Source organism: Pseudomonas sp. F-14 TE3623, from assembly GCF_053629015.1.
Genome location: NZ_JBRJHM010000001.1, coordinates 3,332,965 through 3,354,802, shown reverse-complemented (window position 1 = coordinate 3,354,802; position 21,838 = coordinate 3,332,965). Strand labels below are relative to the sequence as shown.

Sequence of the window (21,838 nt, the reverse complement as noted above, 5' to 3'; positions counted from 1 at the left end):
CAGCAGATCGCCATCATCATTCACGTCAATATTCACCATCGCCGCGAATGCCTTCCGCAAAAAAACCGTCAGGTGCAGGATTAATCCCATCCCCATTTTCAACCCCGCACCGGAGGGGCAAACCATGTTGATCCATCTCCTGACCTGCCTGGCCCTGACGGCCGTCACCCTGACCCTGTTTTCCCGCTTGGTGCTGGATATCGGTCAAACCGAGGAGCCGAAATCATGATCCATTTCATCAGCCTCGCCGTCAGTTTTCCGGTGTTCGGCAGCAACTACTATTCGCAACAGGTCGTGTCTCGCAAAGCAGTCGCACTGGTGTTCGACGAGCACTTCGAGGCCTTGCTGATGCCGGCAGCGGCCAACCACTTCAGTAACGAAGTGGTCGGGCTCAATGATCAGTTCCGCTTTTTGAACGATGTGCTGGTTGAGCATTTGCTGGAGACTGAAATGGCTCAGCATTCATCGGGACAAGCGTTCACGTTCTGACACGCTCGCGCCCCTCTTGCTAACTGGTACTCAAAATCCGCACCGGGCCCTGGCGATTGAGAACCTCGATCATGACGTTTTCCCCCGAACGCCGGAGCATCAAGTCCACACATTCAGCACCCACTGCCAAACGCCGCAAGGCGATGGTGTCCAGAAATGCCGGGAGCACCGGTTCGTCGAACAGGATGTTGAGTTTCCTCGGCCTGAAGCTCAGCCCCAGGCACGACTGAATCATCGACAACGGCGCAGCAGCGGCCCAGGCCTGGGGCATGCAGGCGACTGGATAGAACGTCGGCCCTTGGGTGCGTTGCCGGGCAAAGCCGCAAAACAGTTCGGGCAAGCGCCGCAGATCGATGTAGGTCGACGCGGCGAACAGGCCTTCGAAAATCCGCGCCGCGTCCCGACGGTAACCGTAGCGGGCGAAACCAGCGGCGATCAGCGCATTGTCGTGGGGCCAGACGGAGCCGTTGTGATAACTCATCGGGTTATAGCGAGCCTGGGAAGACGCCACGGTGCGCACGCCCCAGCCGGAAAAGGATGAGCGGTCCATCAGCGCGCTGACGACCGATGCCGCGCGCTCCGGATAAGCGATGCCGGCGAACAGGGCATGACCGGCATTGGAGGTACGGATTCGACAGGGTTTCTTGTTGCCGTCCAAGGCCAATACATAAGTGCCCAGTTCTTCGTCGAAGAAACGGGAATCGAATTCTTCACGCAAGCGTTGAGCCTTGTATTTCAGGCGCTGAGCCCGCTCCGGATCACCCAGCCGACGAGCGATTTTGGCGGCCCCCGTCCAGGCGCCATACACATAGGCCTGAACTTCGACAATCGCAATCGGGCCCACGGCCAATTGCCCATCGGCATGGAAAACCGAATCGTGGCTGTCTTTCCAGCCCTGGTTAATCAGCCCCTCAGCGGACTGCCGGCCATACTCGACAAAACCATCGCCATCGCGGTCGCCGTACTCCTCGATCCAGGTCAGCGCCGCCTCAATATTCGGCCAGAGCTGACGCACTGTGCCCAAATCATTGGTGCGCTCCAGGTACGCGGCGGCCAACATGACGAACAGCGGTGTGGAATCGATACTGCCGTAGTAGCGTCGGAACGGCACCTCGCCCAATTCGGCCATTTCTCCCAGTCTTATTTCGTGCAGGATTTTACCGGGCTCGGAATCGGCGTGGGCGTCAACGATGGTTGCCTGGTTGGCGGCCAGATGCCCGAGCACGCCTTTGGCGATACCGGGATCGAACCACAGCATCTCCCATGCAGTGATCAGCGCATCTCGTCCGAAAACGGTGCTGAACCATGGAATGCCAGCGTAGGGATATAGCCCCTCGCGGGTTTTGGTCATGAGCATGTAGAGGTCGGAAACGCTGCGGCTGACCGCCTCGTTGAACACATCGTGGGAGCTCACCACAGAGGCCGCCCGCGAAGAGAACGTGCGTAACTCGCGTCGGGAATCGCGCAATGAAATGAAGAACCCGTGGCGCACCGTAAACGGTGGGTTCTGCACACCGCAGTTGATGTCCATGAACAACGACTGGCTTTCCCCAGGCGCCAGCTGAACCTCGAACAACGCCGAATCGCAGGTCAGGCTGGCCGGCACCGGGGCAAAACGCAGGCGGGTCATGCGCCGTTTGTGGTCCAGACCTGTGTAGGAAAGCACCACCTCTTCATCGGTGATCTCTGCCCGGTGCCCTTCGCCGCGTTGCGGACGCCGGGCGCCGCGAACTTCGAACAGGTCTTTGAAGTCGGCCGCGAACTGAATTCTCAATTGCAGATGCTGGGGCGAATCGTCGAAATTGCGCAGGGTCAGCCGTTCATAACAGGAGCCATTCCACAAGAATCGTGAGCGGCGCAGATGGATCAAATCGTGGTGCAGGATTTTTTCACCATGAGCGTCGAACAGATCCGGGTTGGTCAGGTCGCACGTGAGCATCGCGTTATCGTCACGCAGCGTCGAACTGAGCAACAGCGGCCGCGCGCCGTTAAGCGTCAGGTAGAGCCCGGAAAGGTGTCGGGTGTCGGTATGGAAAATCCCTTGCGGGCTGTCGTCCGCAAACAGCACGTCGCCATTGGGATCGAACACCGCGAAGGTGTCGTTGTTTTTCAGGTTGCGCAAGCGCAGCTCTTGCAGCGACGCGGTGGCTGGAATATCGAAGGGCGTGGAGGGATGGCCATAGGTGTTGCCCGCCGTCAGATGGCGATATAACTCCAGATAGTGATTGGTCATGCGCTCGACCGTGAACCGTTCGTCGAACCTGGCCCGCACCCTGCGCCGATCCAGCTCTGCCAACCGCTGCACCGCCGCTACCGCCCCTGCGACGCCATCGACGATGTAACCGGACACGCCCTCGTCGATCACTTCCGGCACCGAGCCCTGACCAAACGCAATCACCGGCGTGCCGCAAGCCATGGCTTCGATCATGACCAGACCGAACGGCTCGGGCCAGTCGATGGGAAAGATCAAGGCGCGAGCATTGCCCAGCAAGTCGGCCTTTTGCGATTCATCGATCTCGCCGAGAAATTCGACATTCGGATGGGCGGCGATCATCGGTGCGATGACTTCTTCCCAATACACCTGATCAGCCCTGTCGACCTTAGCCGCGATCTTCAATGACAGCCCCGCCTTCAAGGCAATTTCGATGGCGCGGTCCGGGCGTTTTTCGGGAGAGATACGCCCCAGAAACACCAGATAGTCGCCGCTCGGTTCAGGGTTGAAGGCCAGCAGATCACTTGGAATGCCGTGATAGACATTGCCCACCCAATTGACGTCACCCTTCACCGGGGTGCGTTGCGCCTTGGACACCGAGACCAGCGGCACCTCGGGAAAGTGAGGGTAAAAGGATTGGTAGTCCGCAATGTCCAGACGCCCGTGAAGCGTGGTCACGCTGCGCCCGGCCAAGTGTCGAATCAAAGGAAAATGGAAAATATCGACATGAAAATGCATCACGTCGAATTGATCCGCCTGTCGCAGGACTTGATCGAGCATCAGAATGTGATGAGGCGCCCCGTCCTTGATGCGTGGATCGAACCGCAGGGCCTGGGGCGCACCTGGTTCCAGGCGTGCCGAGGTTTGCGAATCGCCGCTGGCGAAGAGCGTGACATCGTGTCCCTGTCGTACCAACTCTTCGGTCAGGTAAGACACAATCCGCTCAGTGCCACCGTACAAACGGGGCGGACAACGTTCGGTAAGCGGCGCAATCTGAGCGATCCTCATGGAGAGGCCCTCCGTCATGGGGTCGAAGGATAATGGCCTCCTGCATCTCGGCGTCTGAGGTCCGGCGGCCTTATCCTCGATTGACGGTGCGCCTGCTGCAACAGTTCCATCCGGTTATACGCCCCGGAGCTCACCGGTCACCGCCCTCCAGACTTCTGAGCAACTGGCCCAAACCATCGGCAAAACAAGTCGGCTCGGTGAACCGAAAACGTTCAAGCAAACGCTGGTTATCGGCCCGGGAATGGCGGATGTCACCGGAGCGCGGTGCAGCGTAGTTCAACGCCAGAGGCCGACCCAGCAGCGTGCTCAACGTGGCCGCGAGCTCGTTGATGCTGGTGGAGCGGTTGAAACCGACATTGACCGGTTCGCCGCTCGGCTCCGATTCTTTCACCGCCTGTACCAGTACCTTTACAAGGTCCTCCACATAAACGAAATCCCGGGTCTGTTCACCGTCCCCGTACACCGTGACGGGCAGGTGTTTCTGGGCTCTTTCACTGAAGATACTGATGACCCCAGAGTAAGGCGATGACGGGTCCTGGCGCGGTCCGTAAATGTTGAAGAAGCGCAGGATCACTGGTTCCAGACCATGTTGGCGGCGGTAAAAATCAAAGAAATGCTCACTGGCCAGTTTGTCCGCGGCATAGGGCGTCAACGGAGCCTTGGGCGTGTCTTCGGTGATGGCCGTGCCCTCGCCGTTATTGCCATAGATGGCGGCGCTGGAGGCGAACACCACCCTTCTCAGGCCGGCCTGGCGCATGGCTTCGCAGATATTCAGCGTCCCGATGAAGTTGCTTTGGTGAGTGGCGACCGGGTCTTCGACCGACGCCTGAACCGAGGCGACCGCGGCCAGATGCACCACCGCGCTGCAATCTTTCAGGGCGCGCTCCACTGTCGGCGCATCCGCGACATCCCCGACTATCAGGCTCAAATGCGCACGGTCCACTGGCAGATTCGCCAGTTTGCCGGTTGAAAGATCATCCAGCACCCGAACGCCATAGCCGTTTTCAAGCAAGGCTTCGACCAGGTGCGAACCAATGAAGCCCGCGCCACCCGTCACAAGAATTCGATCAGCAGACATGGCAAATTCACTCTGGAGTAGTGGTTGTAGGTCGATCCATCGCGACGAACTCCTCGACTCTTTCCATGAGTTCCCGACCGGCGCTGAACATCTCTTGCCAGTCCGTGGGGAAGCGAACATTCAAGGGCAGTTGATCGATTCGCCAACGCGACGGCAGCGGGTCATCGAACCGGGCTGCGACCTGCAAACCCATTTCACTGGCGGCAAACGGGCCGCGCAGCACCGTCGGCGTGCGCCCGGCGCTGTCTACCGCCTGAACCACATGCGCCGCCAGCCACTGGCCATCCGGCATGCGCACGCGCAACGGCTGACCGATCGCGGCGTAACTGATATTGAGCGGTTCCAGATAAATCCATAGCAGCGGGTCCTCCAGCCGCTCCAGGCGCATCAACAGCGTGCCGGCGCCGACGTTCTCGCCCGGAGTCACCAGCACTTCCGCGATCCGGCCGCTCTGTCCGGCCTTGATCGACAATGCGGCGAGACGCGTCTTCAACCACTGCTGCTCGGCGTTCTGCTGAATGATCTCGCGCTCAACGCTTTGGGTGGGCTGACGCGCCAGTTGCTCGCGGCGTTCAAACGCCAACAAGTCCGCTCGAAACCCGTCGAGCTCCGACTGCGCTGCCAGCACCTCGCCGCGAGCCGCCGCGCCTCGGTCAGCCAGGTACTCCAATTCCTTGATCTTTTGTTCCGCCCTGCCGATTCGGGTCTTGAGCAATTGACGCTCGCGGCCGCCCAATTGGGCAGTGCCTGTGCCTGTGCCCGTTGCCTTGGTTGGCATGGCAGCCAGTTGCGCCAGCCGGGCCCGCCATTCCGGGTTGTCCAGAGTGACCAGCATTTGATCGGCCTGGACTTGCTCACCCGCCTTTGCAAACAGCTGATCGACCCGGCCGGCATCGCGCGCGCGCACCTCGTAAATCGGCAGACGCAATTGCGCCGGTGCGTCGATCATCAGCATGCTGTATGCCAGCTTGCCACCGAGCCAGATCAAGGGGCTGGCGACCAGCAACAGAATCAAATACCAGCGCGCGCGAAAGGCCATGCGCTTGCTCGGTGCGTACAGCACGCTCAAGCCCTGTTCCTGGGTGGGGTTCAATTCTTTGCGACTATCGAAACGAATTTTCATGACGGCTCACCGTTTGGGGAAGTCTCGCCAGGCCTGCCAGTCGATACCGGCAACCCCCCGCGGTTGCAATTGTTCGCGCCAGGCGCTGGCCTGGTGTTTCAACTGGTCAGTCGATGCACCCGCCCAGCTTTCCGTGGCTGGCAATTCGGGTTCTGTGCTTTGTGCCAAACGAAATTGCAGAGCCGGCCAGCGCTGGGCGATCTGCTCCGTCATGCGTGCGCTGTTTTTCGGGTTGCGGGTGTAGATCATCAGGCTGACCTGACGCACACCAGCGTCGGGAAGCGCACACGGCACACAGGTTTGCCCGGGTTTCGGTTCAGCGAACCAGCGATGATGGCTGGATATTTCCACCGGCCATGGGCTCTCGCTGGACGCCATGCGCAAGGTATCGAGCCAGTTTTTCAGGCGCTGATCGGGGACGGGCATGCCCAGTTGTTCGACCTCGAGGTCCAGATGCAGGCTGCTGAATGCAAGCCCCTTCAACTTCTTCAATAAATCGCTGAGCTGGTGACGGTCCGTCGGCTCGATCCAGCTCGAATCGCCGAGCAACAGACTCACTTGCAGATCTTCTCGGGCCGCGTCCTGAAGCAATTGCTCCAGCCGTCGGCGAGTCGTGACCAAGTCATTGACCTGTGCAGCCTTGAGGCCGAGGTAGATCTTGTCCATCCCGGCCTTGCGCAGCGCCTGAAGCTCCGCCTCGCGCCGATCGGGATCGAGCAACGCTTCGCTGTCCCAGACATAACTGGCCTGGGACCATTTGCCCGAACTCGTCCCCGCCTCTGCCCCTGCTTTCGGCGCTGCCGCTGATGTGGACGCCAGCAAGAAACGCGGTTGCCGCAGGTCGGCCTCGCCGGTGCGAAACATGGGGTCCGATTGCTGCTTGTCGATCAAATCCTGAAGGGGCAGCGGTTGTGCAACGAGCGCCGCAGGGGGCAGCGACAGTGTCAAGGCTAGAAGTACGAATCGCATATCAAAACCTCGTGGCTCGTTTAAGAACCCACCACGGCGCCATAGAGGTTTCTTCATGGCCTCGACGAAACATCTCGTTGAGCATGGCCACTGCGCTCCAGCACCGAATGAGTAGCATGAACAGAGGGAAGACAGGCACCAACAACCCCAGGGTCACGTCCTGTCGAGGTCGGTCGGACACCATCGACAACATGGCGCCAAACAGCAGCATGGTGATTAACAGGTACAGCAGGTAGATCAGCGCAAACAGAAACAATAGCGTCTTGCCCGGCAGAATGAACAGCGCCAGCAAGGTGTAGATGAAGATGATGAACGGCAGCACCAACTGGAAAAAGAAGCCACTGAGCAGGATCATCAGGAAGGTTGGCCAGCCCAGTAAATCCGGGTTGATGTTGTGGTTGTGCTTTCTGACGTACAGAAAAAACAGGTCGCCGTCCCAGCGCAAACGCTGCATCAGAAACTGCCTGAGCGTCGCGGGTGCATCGGTATGCCCGATGGCTTCCGGCTCGAAGGGAATTCTCAAGTCATGTCGCTTGAAGTAACTTTTGATGCGCAGCGTCAGGTCCAGATCTTCCGCGGTATGGGTGTTCCAGCCACCGATTTTCACCAGGAAACTGCGGCGGAAAGCGCCGAAGGCACCCGAGACGTTATTCACCAGGTTCCATTCGGCCAGGCCGATTTTCGACATGTGAATCGACAACACGTATTCAAGCGCCTGCATCGCCGTGACCCAGGAGCCCCAGACATTGCGCACCCGCAGGCTGCCAGCGACTGCAGGCACCGAGGGGTCTTCGAAATTGCGCACGATGGCACTGACCATGTTGTTGTCGAAGGACGTATCACCGTCGAGCGCCATGACGATGTCGCCGCTGGCATGGGACAAACCGGCGTTCAATGATGACACCCGTCCGCCCCTCTGCCATTTGGCGATCGGGCGCAAATGGCGCCGGGGGTACAACAGCGGGTCCACGTAAAAACTGCGAACGGCGCTGAGCGTCGGTTGATTGATCGTGGCGCCGTCCACCACCGGAATCATCTCGATGTGGCCGGGGTAGGTCTGCTCGCACAGGCTTAACAGCGTGGTCTGGACATCCATCCCTTCGCTGTAGCAGGTGATGATGCAAGAGACCTTGGGCCGATAGAGGCTGGTCTTCGGCACGCTGCTGCGCCGACGGGTAAACCAGCGCAATACGCCGAGCAGCACCATGATCGTCAGCGGCAACTCAAACACCAGAAACAACGGAAAGAGCATGTAGAACAACCGGCTCAAACCGTCCGTCCCCATGATTGCGCTAAGCATGCTGTAGAGTTGCTCCATCAACGGGCTCATGGCTTAAATCAACTCACTGGCAAGACGGGCCAGCAACAGCTCACCGTCTTCTTTCTCGAGCAAATCTCCGGGGGCCGTGAAACTGACGACGCGCAGGGAAATGTCACTGACCTCCGGCGCGGAAAACAATTCGGCGACCCGGCTCAAGCGCTGGGTGACGAACTCCAGCCCTTTGCCATCCGTGTGCGGCAGCATGATCCAGAAGAACTCTTCGGTGCTTCGCGAGCAGCGATCGGTTTCCCTGACGGATTCTTTCAGCCGATCCGTCAGGCTATCGATAAAGGCATGCCCGCGGTGCTCGCCAAGACGCGCCAGCGTACCGGCCAGATTGACGAAGCGCAGGCCGATCAACGAGAACGCCGGCTGCTGGTAACGACGCACCACTTGGAGCTGCCAGGTCAAAAGCTCGTAGAAATCCTTGCCGCCCAACAAATTGAGGCGACCGAAATGGTTGATCGATCGATCGTTGAAATCCTGGCGACAACGGAAGCGCCCCGCTTCCGTCAGATGAAAGTCTCGAACTTCACGTATGCGCAACTTGTCGGGCGCGTGTGACAAGCCGCAATCCAGGCAGCGCGCCTGCACATCGGCGTCGACAAAAAACGCCTGGCATGAGCGGCAGCGGTAGTTTTCCAAAGGGCGATCGTAGTCACTGCCAATGTGCCGCAAACGGTTCAGGCAGTTGGGGCAGAGCAACAGGCCATCCTTGAGAAACGACTCCTGATGACCCACGTGACCACAGGTGAAACAGTGCAATGAAGGTTGCCGTGAAATGTCCATCGCCTGGCATTCGGCGCACACATCAATGTAATTGAGGCGCCCCGAACCACAGTCCGAACACAGACGTACCCGATCGACCAGCACGCCCTCTTCCAGCCAGTCGTGCTGCACCATCAGACTGAGCCAGACAAACGGGTTGACCTGCTCGGCATCTGCCAGTGCTTCGAGCAGCGGATAGCGATAATGTTGGGGGACTTCGGGGTCGCGCAGAGCAAACACATGGGCGTCGGCGCGTAACCACAGCCACGACAGCACCCGACCTTCAAACCGTTCGGGCGCAGACCCCTGCCGGAACAGGTTGAAGCGCCCTCGCCAAATATCCCACAGTGTTTTTATTTCGCTTGTTTCGGCCGGGCATGGGCCATCGCCCAGCGCTTCACACCAGCCATCCTGATCCCGACAGCAGTAAACGAGCTGATAGCGATAGGCCGTAGTTGAGCGCAATTTGCGCAGAACTCGCCCGGCATAAGCCGCGGGCATATCAAGCAACAGAACATCAAATACAGGCGCAGCCAATAAGCTGCTTAGATCCGAAAAGTGTTCGAGTTCAGGAATGTTAGAACTGGCAACTCTATTACCAAGAACCGCAATACGAGGATTTGGAGTCGACATAATGCACTCCCCCCTAAGAAGCGAGCCAAGTGTGATCCAACACAAGACTACCAACACTAGCACCCCGCCAGAAAAATGCCCGACTAATTATAAAGTTATTTTTTGACACTACCACTGCCAAAATATTGCCACCAAACAGGATAACTCGCCATTATCCATGGCATAAAACACTAAGCAAATAACCAAAATAATATCATTTAATTTCAATACATTACGACTATAAAAAGCCAAACAAAAAGGCCATTTGTATGAATATACAGCGAAATTCAACCGTGCCTTAATGCGTCTTGTTATCAGATAAAAACACCTGCCAAATTGCAGGCGCATTGCAATAATATTGATACTATCCAGAATCAAATAAGTTCAACGTAACTCGTCGGAAAACAACTACTGCGCGGATACCCCAAGTGTTACATCAACTTTACATTAGCGGCTTATCGACATCATTCAATTAGAACACTCTATAAATTTTATGAATTTTTTTCGAGGGCATTTAATTGAGTGTTTTGATGAAACAACCGTCGCCGGAACCAGACAACCAATAACGTGAAGAACGCACCTGCCACTGCCAGTGCCATGTCGGCCTGAGAGTCCCATGGGTCATTTTGTGCAGCGACAAATGCCTTCGCCGTGTCTTTTCCCAGGAACTGCCCACCTATCCATTCCACGATTTCATAGACAGCTGAGGTCGACAGAATGATATTCAGCGCGATAAACCCGACCCAGCCCCCCCGTAGCGGCGTGATTCGCACAAGCACTTCCCGAATCGGATACACCATCAAGAGTCCATACGTCAGATGGACCAGTCGATCGTAATGATTGCGTTCCAACCCAAGGGTTTTGTTCAGACTGACCCCGGTCAAGGCTGAGCACCAGCGGTCGTAGGGCACCAGCGCATAGGTGTAGTGCGAGCCCAGTTCATGGATACAGAGAAATACGAATACCAGAGTGATGGAAACGGCAGACAGACGGAACCGTCGGGAGACGCCCACCAGGACCATCACCAGCAGCAGGGCCAGCAGATTTTCCAGGACCCAATCCACTCGACTATGGGGTGAAATCCCCAGCGCTGCGACGATGAGAAGAAATGCAATCAACAGCGCCAGGTCGTATCGCGGATGTTCAATAGGTTGCATGGCTTGAGCCCCTCAAAAGGTCTCGCTCGGCCACTGTAGATTAGTTCCATTCGCGCACCGCGGTACGACCCGAGACTTGCGCCGCAAAGGCTTATTCAGGACGGCGCACTGCCCTCACCTTCCCGCTGTTGCCGCCGCCACAGAAAAACCGGTCGTGACCATCGAACTCAAGTCCCGACACGCCGACGCCAGCCGGCATCTGGACGCTCTCCAGCACCTCGCCCGTTGCCGGATCGACTCGCCGCAACTCGCTCTCGTCCCCCTCCCACGTTCCGTGCCACAGATCGCCCTCGACCCAGGTCACACCGGTGACGAAGCGGTTGGATTCGAGCGTGCGCAGCACTGCCCCGGTCTGGGGATCGACCTGATGAATCTTGCGCTCGCGATACTCACCCACCCAAAGCGTCCCTTCGGCCCAGGCGAGCCCCGAGTCCCCACCGCCGCCGGGCGCGGGGATGGTGGAGAGCACACGGCCGGTCTGTGGGTCGATTTTCTGGATGCGATCCTCGGCGATCTGAAACAGGTGCTGACCGTCGAAGGCTGTCCCGGCATGGGCGGCGACATCGATCGAGCGCAGCGTCTTGCCGCTCGCAGGATCGAGGGCGTTGAGTTTGTCGCCGGAGGCAAACCAGACCTGCTGGCCGTCATGGGTGACGCCATGCACGCTGTCGACGCCTGGAAAAGGCCCGTATTCGCGGATGATTTCGGCTGCTGAATGTTTCATGTTTTGCTCCTCTTTCACTGGGCTGGTGAAGTCGATGCTAGTCACTCGGCAGCAACCCTGTGAGTAACAATACCGTCGCGAATCCCGGAACCGGCGGGGTCATCCAGCGCCGGGCGCGGCCATGACCGAATGACTGCACCTTGCCGACAGCCGCCAGCGTGTCGAGGGCTCGTTGCACGGTGCGCTGACTGGCGCCAAGCGCCAACGCCAGGGCCGAACTCGACCACGATTCGCCGTCGGCGAGGAAGGCGAGCAGCGTCGCATGCTGCTCTTCGACAGGTCGCGCCAGCACCACGACGTCACGCGCATCGTGCGGCACCAGCGCAAACCCTCGCGGGGTCGCGACGACATCGGCGATCAGGTGCAACGCCGCGCGCAACCGCCCGAGTTCGACGCGTAACCGCGCGCGATGGGAGTCATCCGCGAACTTCATCCGAAAGGCTCGCGCAATCAGCGTCTCCCTCGGCACGTCAGCGGGCCACGCTTCGCCCAACGCCCGGGCGAGCGCGAATAGCACCGGCCGCCGGGCGAGTGAAACCGCCGAGCCTGCGTCGCGCACGACATACCGGCAGGCGTCGACGACCAGTGTGGGGGATGTCAATAACGTTTCAATTTCATCGAGCAGCAGCGGCCGTTCCTGGCCACCGACAATCAGTCGCGCCGCCGGTGTATCGAGGATGCGGGCGGCGCTTTCGACCTCTGCCGTCAACGCGGGAATAGCGGCGTGTTGTGCGGCAAGCTCGGCTCGTTCAAGTGCAGCGCGCGCCGCTTTTGTTTGCAGGCGGCGCATCGCGATGCCCGCCACGACCAGTTCGTAGGCTGCCCTCGATGCGGGCGGTAACGGCGTCGGATCAAGCTCGGCGAGCCGGTGTTCGGCCTCGTCGAGGTGCCCGATCAGCAGCAAGCGGCGGATCTCGAGGTACCGCGCATGGGCGGCGTTGACCCAGTCGCCATGCGCCTGAAGCGTTGCCCGCGCGGCGTCGAGTGCCTTGGTTGGCCAGTTCAGATCCCGCGAGGCGAGCGCGATTTCGGCCTCGGCGACGACACATCGCGCCCGGGCCAACGCCTCTTTCGGCCCGAAAGCACGTGCGGCGCTGCGCACCAGCGCCTTCGCGCGCACAAGGTCGCCCAACTGCGCCATCGCGATGCCGCGAAGCGCGAGCGCAGGCGCATCGTCGCGCAAGGCGATGCGGTTCAGCGCGCCGAGGGGATCACCCGCCGCAAGCGCACGGGCCGCCGCCGTGATCAGCGAGTCCATCTGAAGCGCGCCACCTGTCACCCCCACCGTCCGATGCCCGCTGATCAGTCTATCTCACGACCGCATAGCCGCACGCCTATCCACTAGGGGTGCCGCTCACTTGATCCGGTAGTGAAAGGTATTGCGCACGGCCGGCACTGCCACCGCGTGGCCGTCGACGATTCTCGGCTGGTAACGAAAGGTGTTGGCGGCGGCCAGCGACGGACGCATGAACAACGGATGGCAGCCGTCCAGCACCTTGGGGTTTTCGATTTTGCCTTGGGGATTGACGGTGTATTCCACGGTGCAATCGCCTTCGATGTTTTTATCCAGCGCCCGTTGCGGATAGTCCGGCGCGTCCTTGCTGAGGGGCAGGTATTGGCGGCTGTCGGCAGCTACTTGGGTGGCCTGCTGACGCGCGCGTTCGGCGGCCAGGCGCGATTGTTCGGCGCGTTGTGCCTGCTCTTGGGCCTGCTCTTGGGCCTGGCGTTGCTGCTCGAGGTCATGAGTGCGTTTTTCTGTCTCCTGACGCTGGCGTTGTTGCTCGGCCTGAAGTTCGCGTTTTTTGTCTTCGACGCGTTTGCGCGCAAGAACGGCCTGTTCAAGTTTTTGCGCCTGGATCTGCGGATCGATCGCAGGTTTGACGGGCTGGATGAGCGCCTCGGCCACTGGCTCCGGTAGCGGCGTCGGCGCCGCTACCGGTTCAGTCGCCTTCGGCGCCGGTGGCAGCATCACCAGTTGCGTTCTCAACACCGCCGGCTGTTCGAGCGGTGGTTTCTCCAGGGACCAGCCGTGCACCAACAACGCCAGCACAATGGCATGCAGCGCTACCGCCAGGCTCGCCGCCAGACTGTTTTTCCAGAACCCGTTGCGGGCAGCATCCCGCAATGTCATGGATGGACTGGGCATGATCATCGCCGTCATTGCGGGGCCTCGGTCACCAGCCCGAGGTTGCTCACACCGCCCTGCTGCAACGCCGCCATGGCTGCGACCACACTGCCGTAACCGGCGTCCTTGTCGGCGCGAATGTAAACCTGAGTGTCACGGCGTTCGGCAACAATCTGCGCGACCTTGGCGCGCATCTCGTCGAGCGCCACCGCACTGTCAGTCTGGTGCTGCGTATCCAGTTCACCGCCGAGGTTCCAGTAATAACCACCCTCGGCCTTCACCGACAGGGTAAGGATTTGCTGGCGAGTATCGGTGGCCAACGCTTCACTGGCGACTTTGGGCAGTTCGATCTTCACGCCCTGGGTCAGCATCGGCGCGGTGACCATGAAAATCACCAGCAGCACCAGCATCACGTCGATGTACGGCACCACGTTCATTTCGGCCTTGGGCCCGTGCTTGCGTTGCGGTCTGACGAGCATCTGTATTCTCCTCTCAGGCTGCGACGGCCAGGTTCATCGGCGTGCCATGCAAGGTGCGATGCAAGCGCACCTGCAATTCATTGCCGAAGGCGTAGTAGCGAGTCAGCAGGGTCTGGCTGCGCGCCGAAAAGCGGTTGTAGGCGATCACTGCCGGGATGGCGGCAAACAGGCCGATGGCCGTGGCGATCAGCGCTTCGGCGATGCCCGGGGCCACGGTGGACAGCGTCGCCTGCTGCACCTGGGACAGGCCGAGGAAGGAATTCATGATCCCCCACACCGTGCCGAACAGGCCGATATAGGGGCTGACGGAACCGACCGTGGCGAGGAACTGCAAGCCCTTCTCCAGGCGGACTTCTTGCTCGCTGATGGCCACGTACAACGCCCGTTCAACACCTTCGAGCACCACGTCGGCCGCATTGCCCGAGTGCTGTTTGAGGTGGCTGAATTCCTGAAACCCGGCGTGGAAAATCGGCTCGACACCGGCTTCGCTGTCAGCGCTCTGTGCAGTTTCGCGGTACAGCGGCAACAGGTCCGCAGTGCTGCGAAAGCGCTGCATGAAGTTGTTCAGCTGCCGCTCGCGACGTTGCAGCACGCCGCTGCGCTGGATGATCAGGTACCAGCTGAGCACCGACGCCAACAACAGGATGAGCATGACGGCTTTGACCAGCAGGCTGGCATCACTGATCAGGCCCCAGATGGTCATGTGTTCCAGTGTCGCTTGCATGGTGAAACTCCTTGTCTGGCGCTCTCGGGCTGTCGATGCGCGACGGCCGTTGAGCTATTCGATGAAATAGTGATGACAGGTTGATGACTGGCCGGGTCAGGGCAATTTCAACGCTTTGGTGACCTCGGCCCAGGGCACGAATTTGAAGTTCTGGGTTTGCTCGGGCATGCGTTTGCGGCCGTCCTGCACCACCAGCATGCCGTGGCTCCAGGGACCGCCGAGGTTGGCCGAGGTGACTTCCAGGCCATCGGTTTCCGAAGCACCGTCGATCCCCGCCGCCGCGTTCAGCCCGACGCGGAATGCGCCGCGAGACGCGAACGGCGGTTCAGCATCGAGCACCACATAGCTGTCGTTGCCCTGGCTGGAGATCACTAAATAGTCCTGCGCCGCGCTTTGATAGAGCGCCAGCCCTTCCACATCCGCCTGCAACTGCGCACCGACTTTGATCACGCTGCTGAGCGTCGCCGGTTGATCGGCGCGGGCGTCCACCGCCCAGACGCCGACGTCCTCTTCACCGAGAAACAGGCGCTGGTGCTGGTCGTCGGCAACACAGCCTTCGGGCTGGCTGTTGACCTTGAACTGGCGCACCAGCTCGCCCTGTACATTGCCGTTCGGCGCGCTCAAGCGGTATTGCAGGAAGGTGCCGTCCTTGCCGTTAGCGATCGCGTAGATTTCGCCGCTGGCCGGTTGAAACAGGCAGAGGCCGTAGATGTCCTTGAGCGGCGTGGGAATCTCACCGGCTTCGCGCAACTCACCGCTGGTGCGGTCGATGCTGAACAGGCTGAGGCTGTTGTAATCGCGATTGCTCGCCACCGCGAGGTCGACGGTCTGCTGACCGAGCTTGAAATTCGGCCGTATATCGACGTTGTTCAGCCGCCCCACCGGCAACTCCTGTAGCAGCTTGCCTTGCAGGTCGTACGCCATCAGCCCCTGCTTTTTATTGGTGCCCAGCACCCGACTCAGGGCTGCTTGCTGCGGATGAATCCAGATCGCCGGATCATCCGCGGCATCGCCCTGGCGCCCTACCGGGTCGCTTTGGCTGATTGCTTTTACGTTCGCCAACACCGGCGCCAAGGGCACCGGCGTAGCTTGCCAGGCGAGTTCGCCCTGATACAGAAGGCCGTCGTCATCGTCGCGCAGCAGTACTTGCAAGCCTTTAGCCGTCGGGCGCAGGGCGAGGTTTTCCGGCTCGTTCAAGCCTGGCAACGCCAAGGTGGCCTGAGCCGTCCAGCGTTCGCCCTGCTGCTGATAGAGATGCAGTTGTGCAGCTTTCGGATCGAGTGCGACGATGCCACCCGGCACCAGGGCCATCGCACCTGCGGCTTGTTTGATCTCGCCGAACGGTTCGCGCATGGCCACCGGTGTGCGCGTTACATCAGCTTCGGCATGCGCCGGGTAGGCCCACCAACCGACGTTCTCCTCATTGACCACCAATTGATTGGCGCCATCGTCGACCTGGCAGAACTGTGCCGATGGCGGTAGCGGCAGACCGCGCACCCGTTGCGGTTGTGGGTTCAAAGTGACGCCGTTGCCCACCAGCCATTGCTCACCCTTGCCCTCCTCGCCCACCAGAAACAGGAACAGATTGCTGGCTTCGTCGCGGTACAGGCACAGGCCGTTCACCGGGTAATCCCGCGTCGGCAGATACACCGGTTGCCCCCAACTGCGCTTGGCCGGATCGAGGCTGACCAGCAACGCTTGTTGTCGAGCGTTGTCGAGGCTGGCCACCAAGACATGTTGGCCGGCGGCGCGGCTGTCGAGGCTACTGAACGAACCTTTCAGGCGTGCCAGCTCTTTGCCTTGCGTGTCGAGCAGCAGCAAGCCGTCACGCTCGCTGGCGGCCAGGCGTTCGGTGCCGAAGTCGGCGGGCAAAAACGCCACCGCGTCGACTGCCAGATTCGGTGCCCAGGGTGAGAGGCTCAGGTTCGGCGCGGCCGCCATGGCCTGGCCGATGGTCAAGCTGATCAGGGTGGTCAGCAGACCGTGTTTGGGTAACCACGAAATACTCATGAACAGGCAAAGTCCTTGTCGTGCATCCATCACGGCGGCAACACCGGGCTGCCGCCCCGGGGCTTAGAAGTGGGTAAAGGTCAGGCCGAGCTTGTAGGTCGGGCCGTATTCTTCGTATTGGCCGTTGTAGGAACGGTTGCCGGTGTAGACGAAGTACGGCTCGTCGGTGAGGTTCTGCGCCTCGAAGCTGACTTGCAGATTTTTGGTCAGCGAATACCGCGCGCTGAAATCGACGAAGGTCTGGGCGTCGACGTGCAGGTCGTGGGTCTTGTCGTTGATCGAGGCCAACTCAAAGAGGTAATCGGATTTGTAGTTGGCCGACAGACGCAGGCTCAGCTTGTCGTCTTCCCAGCCAAGCATCAGGTTGCCGACGGTGTCCGATTGGTTGGGCAAATCGATGCTGCGCTTGCGGTTGATACCACTGGCGGCGTCAAAGCCTTCGATCTCGGCATCGGAGCGGCTGAAGGTGGTGTTGGCGCCGAGCAGCAGACCGTTCCAGGGCGCCGGCAGCCAGTCGAATTTCTGCGAGTAGGCCAGTTCCAGGCCATATAGCTTGGCGCTGTCGCCGTTGGCGAACGTATGAGCCTCGGAGAAATCGGCCCAGGCACCGGTGCCGGCCAGGTCAGTGTTGTAAACGAAGTTCTTGATGTCTTTGTAGAACACGAACGCCGAGACCGTGCCGGCATGGCCCATGTAGTGCTCGATGCCCAGGTCGAGGTTGCTGGATTCCAGCGGCTTGAGGTCCGGGTTGCCGAAGGTCGCCTCGTCATCGTCGATGACAAAACCCGGCGCCAGTTGGCCGAAAGTCGGGCGCACCACGGACTTGGTCCAGGCCGCGCGCACCTGGGTGTTCTTGTCCAGTTGATAGCGCGCATGCAGGCCCGGCAACCAGTGGTGATAACGGCGTTTGGTTTCGGTGGACTGGAACTCACCGTCGGTGGCGCCCGTGCCTTTGGCTTCGAACTCGGTGCCTTCGTAGCGCATGCCGGCAATGAAACGCCAGTCATCGATATCGATGGTGTTCATCAGGTAGCCGGCGTTGATGTCTTCGCTGATCTTGAAGTCGTTGACCCGCGATTCGGTCTCGTCATAGAAGTCCGCCTGATTCAGGCCACCGATCAACTGCTTGATGGCGCTGCCGCTGATGCCCGGGCCGAATTGGCCGAGGCGGTAATCCACGGTGCCTTTCTTGAATCGGCTGAGGTTGAGCTGTTCATCGCTGAAACCCAGATCGTCGAAATCTTCATAGACCCAGGCGTCGAGGTTGTTGTCTTTGTTGCGGCGGCTGACCTTGCCGCCGAATTTGACCTGGGACGCATAGCCGCTGAAGTCGTAATCGCGGGCCAGGTCCAGGCGCAGGTTTTTCTCGGTGTCGGTGGTTTTCTGTTTTTCCCAGTCGACCTTGTCGAGGCTGAAGTTGTCCGGGTTGTAGAAGCTCTGACCGATGATGGGCCGCGGCTTGTCGTTGTCGTAGAAACCGCTGTCAGTGAAATCGTCGGTACCATTGAACGCGGCGTTGGCGATGTGGCCCGGGCTGTCTTCGCTGGAGCGGCTGTAGCCGGCCTGGCCGCTGAGGGTCCAGAGGCCGAACATACGCTCGCCGCCCAATACGTAGGACTGGATTTCCTGGGTCTCTTCCCGCTGTTTGAGTTTGCGTGAGCCTTCGGCGTCGCCCAACTCCCCCGCCGCCAGTGGGTCAGCGAATTCGAGGCTGGTGGAATTGCGCGTCTCGCTGTCCTTGTAGCGGCTGTACAGGGTGCGCAGGTAATAGCTGCTAAGGTCGTCGGGTTTGTAATCGAAGTTCAGGCCGCCACCGGAGCGTTCACGGCTGATGTCGTAATCGCGTTGCTCGAACTCCTGTAATTTGGCGCCTTGCTCGAAGTCCCAGGCGCCGCCGGTTTCGACGTTGTCCGAGCCGAAGTCGCGCTTCTGCCAGCTCAGCGCCGCAGCAACGCCGAAGTTGTCGATGCCGTCGCCAAGGCTGAAACGATCACTGATGGCGCCGGAAAATTTCGGGCTGGTCTGGTGGGTATTCTTGTCGTAACTGGCTTCGCTGCTGCCGGTGTAGAACAGCCCTTTGTGATCGAAGGCCGAGAGGCTTTTCACATCCACGGTACCGCCCAGGGAGTTGGCGTCCATGTCCGGGGTCAGGGTTTTGATTACCGACAAGGACTGCACCAATTCCGAGGGCAGCACATCGAGGGCCACGGCCCGGCGTTCGCTTTCCGGCGATGGCACCAGTGTGCCGTTGATGGTCACGCTGTTCAGATCCGGACCGAGGCCGCGCACGCTGACAAATCGCCCTTCGCCCTGGTCGCGCTCGACGCTGACGCCCGGCAAGCGCTGCACCGCTTCGGCAACGTTTTCGTCCGGCAACTGCGCCACGCCGTCGGCATGCACCACGCTCTTGATGCTGTCGGAACTGCGCTGCTCCTTGAGCGCCTGATCAATGCTCGCCGCCTGGCCCACTACTTCGACGTGTTCGGTATTCGCCACGGTTTCGGCGGCGCTCAGGCGTTCACTGGCGATCGCCATGGCCAGGGCGGTGAGCGTGAAACCGACCACTCCTGCGGTGCTGCTGCGCTTGTACATGAATGTCCTCCCCCAAGAGTCCGTTAACGCCAGGCAAGAGGCCCGGCAACTGGGAGGGCACGCTAGGGCCGGGGAATGACGGTTCTGTGACAGGGGTTGGCGGGAGGTGCGGTAAACCGGGGGGTTTGTGGGGTTTCGGGGAGGGAAGTGAGCTGAAATGACTTGTTTTGGCTGACAATGCTTCTGTGGTGAGGAGGCTTGCCCAACTGTCAGTCAGCTAAGCGCAATCCATGTGGGAGCGGGCTTGCTCGCGAAGACGGCGGCACAATCAACATTGATGTCGACTGACACACCGCTTTCGCGAGCAAGCCCGCTCCCACAGGTTCTGCGCCAGCCAGAAAACTTTGCTGCACCATGAGCTGATTCGACCTCACCCCTCCCTCACACCCCAGTCACCCGACTGTCACAAACATCTGCTGTGCTGGCGCGCATTGCTTCTTCGCCAAAGGATCACGGCCATGTTCTCAGTGCTCAAACCCCACCGTTGGAAACTCGCCCTGCTGCTGTTGGCCGCCAACCTGGGGTTGCTTCTGCATCTGGCCTGCGGCGAGGTGAAACCGGTCAGCGAATGGGTCTGGCTGGACATCGTCGGTGAAGGTGGATCGGCGCTGCTGGCGTTGGTCTGGCTGGGGTTGGTGCTCAAGAGTCGGCCGGCCGGCCGCGTCACCAATTACCTGGCGCTGGGTTTGAGCGGGATCTTTTTTTCCTGGTGGATCGACAGTCTCGACGAGTTCATCCGCCTGCCCGACAGCATCACCTGGGATCACTGGCTTGAGTCCGGGCCGATGCCGGTCGGCATGATCCTGCTGACCATCGGCATCTATCACTGGCACCGCGAACAACTGGCAATCAGCGCGCAGATGGAGAAACGCGAGCGGCTGTTCCGCGAACATCGGTTGTTCGACAAACTCACGCCCTTGGGCGGCGCCGATTACCTCAAGCGGCAACTGGCCGGCAGCCTTGAGGAAAGCCACGGCCAACAACAGCCGCTGTCGTTGTTGGCGCTGGACCTGGACAACTTCTCGGCCATCAATCAGGCTTTCGGGCATGCCGAAGGCGACGCCGTGCTGCAAGCGCTCAGTCATTTGCTGTTGCTCAATCTGCGGCGCCAGGACTTGCTCTGCCGACTGGCCGGCGATCGTTTCGTGGTGCTGCTGCCCAACACCGGCGAGAGCCAGGCACGGCTGCTGGCGCTGGAACTGCAACAGGCGGTTCAGGGCCTGGCGCACAAAACCCGACAGCACGGCGAACGCTTGCAACTGTCGGCGAGCACGGCGGTGGTGATGGCGCTGAACGAGTCGCCGGACGCCCTGCTCAAGCGCCTTAACCTGGCGCTGGCCCGGGCCAAGCAGCCTCTGGCCAGAACGGCCTGAGGCCCGGCCATGACCCTGAAAACCACGTGGTACGAAACCGACAGCCGTTTCATTCCCGGGCATTATCAGCCGGCAACCCTGATCGATCTGGCGCTGTCCCGGGACATCGACAGTCATCGTCTGCTGCGCGGCACGGGGCTGTTTCATGAAGACATTCTGGCTGGCCAGACCCGCCTCAGCCCCCTGCAGTTTTTCGCGCTGATCGGCAACAGCCGACGTCTGCTGGATGCCGACGACAGCAGTTTTCTGTTCGGTCAGCGCCTGCTGCCCGGACACTACGGCGCCGCCAGCCACGCCCTGCGCCATGCACAAAATCTGCACCAGGCACTCGACACCCTGGTGCAGCAACAGGCGCTGCTCAGCCCGTTAATGACGCCGCGATTGGTGCTGGATGAAAAACACGCCTATCTCTATTGGCTGGACAGTTGCGGGGCCGGCGAGCAATGGCGTTTTCTGCTGGAAGCGAGCATGACCTCGCTGGTAGCCATGAGTCGCGCGCTGAGCGGCCAGCGTCTGCCGTGGGAATGCAGCTTCAGCCATGCCGAGCCCCGTTATGTCGAGCAGTATTGGGTGCATTTGGGCGAGCACACTCAATTCAACCGGCCTCTGGACCTGATGCGCATCCCCCGGGAATTTCTCGCCCAGCGATGGCCCGATGCGTCGGCCATTGCTGGCCAGGTCGCCCGTCAGGAAGCTCAGGGGCAACTGCAACAGTTGGGCTGCACGTCGAGTTTTCTCGACTGTATGTACCGCTATTTACAGCGCCACGTGCGCCACACCCCAAGCCTGGAACAAGCCGCCCAGGCCTTCGCCATGAGCCCCGCCACCCTCAAGCGCAAACTGCAAAAACACGACACCGGTTTCCAGCAACAGGTGGACCTGGTGCGCAAGCACGTGGCCCTGTACCTGTACCAGATCAAGGGGTTCAGCAATGAAGCAGTGGCCGAGTACCTGAGTTTCAACGATGCGGCAAACTTCCGCCGCTCGTTCAAACGCTGGACTGGCAGTACGCCCAACCTGATCCGTCAGTTGTTCAATACCGGCTGAAGAGTCATGCGACCCGTAGGAGCTGTC

17 protein-coding genes are annotated in these 21,838 nt (G+C 60.2%); 3 read left to right on the top strand and 14 right to left on the bottom strand.

Features of this window, described 5'->3' with window-relative positions; all coding sequences use genetic code 11:
- The first annotated feature begins 225 nt into the window (after positions 1–225).
- A complete protein-coding gene (locus tag AB7M29_RS15665) occupies positions 226–489 on the top strand; it encodes a hypothetical protein (protein WP_217854525.1) in 264 nt (87 codons plus the stop codon).
- A gap of 19 nt (positions 490–508) precedes the next feature.
- Here the strand turns inward: AB7M29_RS15665 and AB7M29_RS15660 are convergent, their stop codons facing one another.
- The 14 genes from AB7M29_RS15660 to AB7M29_RS15595 form a co-directional block, all read right to left on the bottom strand.
- Positions 509–3,709 (bottom strand): glycogen debranching N-terminal domain-containing protein, encoded by a 3,201-nt coding sequence (locus AB7M29_RS15660; protein ID WP_217854524.1) that lies wholly within the window; start codon positions 3,707–3,709, stop codon positions 509–511.
- A gap of 130 nt (positions 3,710–3,839) precedes the next feature.
- Complete coding sequence (locus AB7M29_RS15655; protein ID WP_052963034.1) at positions 3,840–4,787, bottom strand: NAD-dependent epimerase/dehydratase family protein; 948 nt, start codon at positions 4,785–4,787, stop codon at positions 3,840–3,842.
- A 7-nt stretch (positions 4,788–4,794) separates the two neighbouring features.
- Positions 4,795–5,910 (bottom strand): HlyD family secretion protein, encoded by a 1,116-nt coding sequence (locus tag AB7M29_RS15650; RefSeq protein ID WP_217854523.1) that lies wholly within the window; start codon positions 5,908–5,910, stop codon positions 4,795–4,797.
- Positions 5,911–5,916: 6 nt separating this feature from the next.
- The gene (locus AB7M29_RS15645; RefSeq protein ID WP_454247232.1) at positions 5,917–6,879 is read right to left on the bottom strand and encodes a hypothetical protein; all 963 of its coding nucleotides are present in this window, start codon (positions 6,877–6,879) and stop codon (positions 5,917–5,919) included.
- A 1-nt stretch (position 6,880) separates the two neighbouring features.
- Positions 6,881–8,209, bottom strand: coding sequence for a glycosyltransferase family 2 protein (locus AB7M29_RS15640; RefSeq protein WP_217854521.1), 1,329 nt, complete (start codon positions 8,207–8,209; stop codon positions 6,881–6,883).
- A 3-nt stretch (positions 8,210–8,212) separates the two neighbouring features.
- Positions 8,213–9,469, bottom strand: a complete 1,257-nt coding sequence (locus AB7M29_RS15635) for a TackOD1 domain-containing metal-binding protein (RefSeq protein WP_454248714.1) — start codon at positions 9,467–9,469, stop codon at positions 8,213–8,215.
- A 602-nt stretch (positions 9,470–10,071) separates the two neighbouring features.
- A complete protein-coding gene (locus AB7M29_RS15630) occupies positions 10,072–10,737 on the bottom strand; it encodes a DUF2238 domain-containing protein (protein WP_217854519.1) in 666 nt (221 codons plus the stop codon).
- A 91-nt stretch (positions 10,738–10,828) separates the two neighbouring features.
- Entirely contained in the window at positions 10,829–11,461 is a 633-nt protein-coding gene (locus AB7M29_RS15625; RefSeq protein ID WP_217854518.1) for a Vgb family protein, read from the bottom strand.
- Positions 11,462–11,498: 37 nt separating this feature from the next.
- Positions 11,499–12,719, bottom strand: a complete 1,221-nt coding sequence (locus AB7M29_RS15620) for a helix-turn-helix domain-containing protein (RefSeq protein WP_217854517.1) — start codon at positions 12,717–12,719, stop codon at positions 11,499–11,501.
- Positions 12,720–12,815: 96 nt separating this feature from the next.
- Complete coding sequence (locus tag AB7M29_RS15615; RefSeq protein WP_454247231.1) at positions 12,816–13,622, bottom strand: TonB family protein; 807 nt, start codon at positions 13,620–13,622, stop codon at positions 12,816–12,818.
- Complete coding sequence (gene tolR, locus AB7M29_RS15610) at positions 13,619–14,065, bottom strand: protein TolR (RefSeq protein WP_052963043.1); 447 nt, start codon at positions 14,063–14,065, stop codon at positions 13,619–13,621. The genes AB7M29_RS15615 and tolR overlap by 4 nt, the downstream gene beginning before the upstream one ends.
- 13 nt (positions 14,066–14,078) lie before the next feature.
- Positions 14,079–14,789 carry a protein TolQ gene (tolQ, locus tag AB7M29_RS15605; RefSeq protein ID WP_217854515.1) on the bottom strand — a complete coding sequence of 237 codons (711 nt, stop codon included), beginning with the start codon at positions 14,787–14,789 and terminating at the stop codon, positions 14,079–14,081.
- A gap of 96 nt (positions 14,790–14,885) precedes the next feature.
- Entirely contained in the window at positions 14,886–16,799 is a 1,914-nt protein-coding gene (locus tag AB7M29_RS15600; RefSeq protein ID WP_454247230.1) for a phytase, read from the bottom strand.
- Positions 16,800–16,862: 63 nt separating this feature from the next.
- Positions 16,863–19,391 carry a TonB-dependent receptor gene (locus tag AB7M29_RS15595; protein WP_454247229.1) on the bottom strand — a complete coding sequence of 843 codons (2,529 nt, stop codon included), beginning with the start codon at positions 19,389–19,391 and terminating at the stop codon, positions 16,863–16,865.
- 458 nt (positions 19,392–19,849) lie between these two features.
- Between AB7M29_RS15595 and AB7M29_RS15590 the strand changes: the two genes are divergently transcribed.
- Together AB7M29_RS15590 and AB7M29_RS15585 are read left to right on the top strand one after the other, a co-directional pair.
- The gene (locus tag AB7M29_RS15590) at positions 19,850–20,764 is read left to right on the top strand and encodes a GGDEF domain-containing protein (RefSeq protein ID WP_052963047.1); all 915 of its coding nucleotides are present in this window, start codon (positions 19,850–19,852) and stop codon (positions 20,762–20,764) included.
- Positions 20,765–20,773: 9 nt separating this feature from the next.
- Positions 20,774–21,811 (top strand): AraC family transcriptional regulator ligand-binding domain-containing protein, encoded by a 1,038-nt coding sequence (locus AB7M29_RS15585; RefSeq protein WP_454247228.1) that lies wholly within the window; start codon positions 20,774–20,776, stop codon positions 21,809–21,811.
- Positions 21,812–21,838: the final 27 nt, after the last annotated feature.